Below are 3,712 nucleotides of genomic sequence, written 5' to 3'. Positions count from 1 at the left end.
GAGTCGATCAGAGCCCCACCAGCTCTGGGCCGAGGAGATGAAGGGATGCTCACGCCGCAACCCCCGCTCGACATGGCGGTCGACAAAACCGCGGAGTTGGGCATCACCATCGTCCTGGGCGCCATCGTGGCCGTCGCCCTGATCTTGTCGTTCATTGACTGGTTTCGAACCGGTCGACCACTCGTGTTGTCTCTCATGGTTTCCGGCGGCGCCATCATGGTCTTTGAGCCGATGGTCGACACCGTGGGCGGTTGTTGGTTCCCCTCGAATTCCTGGACGGCCTTCACCGCGTGGGGCAGACCCTTGCCGGTTTGGTTGTGCCTGGCCTACTTCGTCTACTTCGGCATCGCCACCTCGGCGATCTGCAGGGCCTTGCGCAAAGGCTTGACACGGCATCAGATCTGGCTGGTGTTCTGTGCCGCGATGCTGGGGGACCTGATCTTCGAAACGGTGCTGCTGACCATGAACCCCTATGTCTATTACGGGCATCAGCCGTTGCTGCTCGGTAAGTTTCCGCTCTGGTGGATGGCGGTCAATGCCGCCATCCCGCTGGTGCTGGCGGCGCTGATCTACCGGTTCGATTCCTACTTTCGGGGCTGGCGAACCTTGGCGGTCATCCCGTTGGCGCTGACGACCAGCGCGGCGGTGAACGCCGCGGTGGGTTGGCCGTCGTGGCTGGTGATCAACACCGACGTGGGTTGGGTACTGACCCAGGTGGGCGGGCTGGCAACCTTCGCCGTGGCTTGCGTGGTCGTCAAGCTGGTTGCCGAGGCGGTCGGCATTCCGAATGTACGCGGTGAAACATTGCCGCGCGCGACCCAACACGTGCGAGCATGAGCGTCGGCGCTGCGGCCGGTGGCCCGCCCCGGGCCATGATCGTACGGTTACCGCCAGGGCAGTAGCACGAATCTCGTTGAAGTCCCTGCTGATTCGCTCGCAAGCGGTGTGCGCGGTCGTCGGCGGGATGCATCCGTCCGATGTGTGTCGTCGGTAGTGGAGCCGAGATGTCGCCGGATGTTACGGACGACTGGGGTGAATGAGACTTCATCATTGAATATCTATTCATCGTCCGCTAGGTTGTACGCGGCTGGGTGTGCGCTGGTGCACTATCTACGCCCCAACGGCACCCTTGAGGTAGGGGAGGGGTAGATGTACGCACGTCGACAGCGTTCACAGCGCCGGAACTGTCGGTCAACCCGCACTCGTTCGTCGTCCCGCCCTCCTACCTGCTTCCGGGGCCGGCCTGATGCCCGGCTTTAAAGCCCAATTGGATACGGCCCGCCTGGTGGGACAAGTCGGGTATCACGTCGCGGCCGAGCGGCTGCGCAGGCGTCCGATCACGGCATTGCAGGACGTGCCACCAAGTCCCGAGAAACTCACCAACGAATGGTTGACACTTGCTCTGTGTCAACGGGTTCGGGGCGCCGCGGTACTTGGCTTTGAGCTCGGACCGCGGAACGACGGCACGTCGGCGAGGCGCACGCTGCGGGTGTCGTACAACGCCGCGGGCCGCGACGGAGGGCTGCCGGAGGCGGTGTTCACGAAGTCGGCCCCAAGCTTTTTGAACCGCATGGTGGGTGCGGGCGCGCGGCTGGCTCAGATCGAGGCCAGCTTCTACCGTGTCGTGCGGCCCGAGCTCGATATCGAAGCGCCCGCGACGTTGTGCTCGGCGTTCGATCCGGTCAGCCACCGGCTGATGTTGCTCACGGACGACGTGACGGTCACCCGAGGCGCGACCTTCGGCACGGCGCTCGACCGCAGACTAAACCGGGCACAGGCGCAGCAGGTCGTGGCTACGCTCGCGGCTCTGCATGCCCGCTATTGGAATGCGCCGCTGGAGAACATGTTCGGCGACTGGTTGCGTGACACGCAGCAATACCTGCAAATGCTTGACGGCGCTCTGGACGCGTCGGCTCGCATTCTGTCGGGCTTCGAACGTGCCCGTCATGTCATCCCGCCACAGGTGTACGCGCGCAGGCGTGAGGTATACGCGGCGCTTGTGGAGTCTCAGCGGCACAGCGCATTCGGCGGACTGAGGACGTTTCTTCACGGTGATGTCCATCCGGGCAACTGGTACCTCACCCGCGATGGTTCGCTCGGACTTTATGACTGGCAGATGTGCGTCATCGGTGGTCCTGCCCGTGACCTGGCGTATGCCCTCACCAGCCACCTGCCGATTGATGATCGCCGAGCATGGGAGCGTGAGCTGCTCGAGTGCTACCGTGACGAACGCGCAGCGCGCGGCGTCGGAACGCCCCCGGGCGCTGCGGACCTCTTCCTCGCCTATCGTCGGCAGGTCGTCTACGGCATGTTCGCTTGGCTTGCGACGATCGGGCGAAGCCCGCTACAACCCAAGTATCAGCCCGACGAGATCTCACTGGCCAACCTGGAGCGCATCAGCCAGGCCTGCGCCGACCTCGATACCCTCGACGCGCTTCAGGGTCGCCGAGTGGCCCGTTAGGGCCCACTCCGGCCGGCGGTGTAGCTCGTCCACGTGATCGATCCGACCTACGCGGGTCCGCGACAGTTAGAGTCGATGCAATTCGCGTTTCATCAGGCCTGCCTCCAAATAGCTCTCGAAATAGCCTTCGGCATGAGCTGGAGCGAGCCTAAGAGTTGGGCGTACACGCCCTGTTAAAGTCAGCAACCCGCGGCGCAACGCAGCGACCGCCTGGGCGGCGTCGATCAATGGATCTGTGCGCCGCAACGAAACCTGGTTCGACATTACGTCCCTCCAATCAACCTGACTTACCGACTAGAACGTAAGGTATCGCTACGATATTCCTCGTATCGAAACGGTCGAAGATGCACCCCATTCCTCCGACGTCGCAGTGGCCAGCGGCCGCGCCAGACAAGAGGCGCGAGCATTGCCCAGTCAGGGTTTGGCTTTAGCCGCAGCGCGGCGCAGCTTTTTCACGACCATCACCTTCACGATCACATCGTGAGCTGACCAGCGGCAAGCATCCCCATACAGGGTCAGCGGATCGATCCGAAATCGTCGACGCTGACTCCCTGCGCGCGCACCCGCGACCGCCTGACCGTGCTCTGAGCCCTACTTGTCGACCGGACCGAAGGCTGGCGCCGGCTGCCCGACCCGGGCGGTGGCCATAACGATCGCGAGAATCGGCGAGCCGCCTTGACAGATGCGCTACCATAAGTAGCGTAGCGATACGCTCAGTGTCAAACTCTATGGAGCGTCGAAGGGGCCATTATGTTCAGCCAGACCGCAGTACCACACACCAAGCCTGCTTATTGGTCGATCGACGTCGCTCCCATTGCCGCGGCTTTGCACCGCGGATCCCTTGCTTTAGGAGTGCTTCGCCCCACTCGAAGGTCCGGTCGGGTCGCTTCGGAAAGCTATTTCGAGGTCGGCCTCATGAAGCGCGAACTATATAGATTGTGAGTGCCCGCGGGGTTCGGGCGCCCCGCGGACGAAGTAGTCGCCGGCAGCGTTACGGCTGGCGCGAAGGAATAGCTAAGGCTAGGCGTCCCGGGATCATGCAGTGGTGTCGGCGCGTCGGTTGCTGGCGAGGAAGTCATCGACGATGCGGGCACAGTCGTGGTGGTCGATGACACGCAAACCGCTCATCCATGCGAACTGCAGCGGCCCCGAGAGTTGGCACACGGCAAGCTCGAGGTCTAACTCGTCGAGTTGGTCGTGGGCTTCGGGACTTTGCAGGATGGCCTCCAGCGGTTGGATGTAGTGGTCGAC

At 63.0% G+C, this 3,712-nt stretch carries 2 protein-coding genes and 1 pseudogene; 2 read left to right on the top strand and 1 reads right to left on the bottom strand.

The annotated features are described in order from the left end of the window. A partial coding sequence (locus WAN02_RS08515; RefSeq protein WP_422263718.1) for a hypothetical protein occupies positions 1-837 on the top strand: 837 nt, incomplete at its 5' end. Positions 838-1,285: 448 nt separating this feature from the next. Beyond that, the gene (locus tag WAN02_RS08510; RefSeq protein ID WP_422263717.1) at positions 1,286-2,461 is read left to right on the top strand and encodes a phosphotransferase; all 1,176 of its coding nucleotides are present in this window, start codon (positions 1,286-1,288) and stop codon (positions 2,459-2,461) included. A gap of 1,035 nt (positions 2,462-3,496) precedes the next feature. Here the strand turns inward: WAN02_RS08510 and WAN02_RS08505 are convergent. Then, a pseudogene (locus WAN02_RS08505) lies at positions 3,497-3,712 on the bottom strand (TetR family transcriptional regulator); the annotation flags it as partial.

This window comes from Mycobacterium sp., from assembly GCF_049281135.1.
Classification (GTDB): domain Bacteria; phylum Actinomycetota; class Actinomycetes; order Mycobacteriales; family Mycobacteriaceae; genus Mycobacterium.
This window is presented reverse-complemented; position numbering and strand designations above follow the sequence as displayed.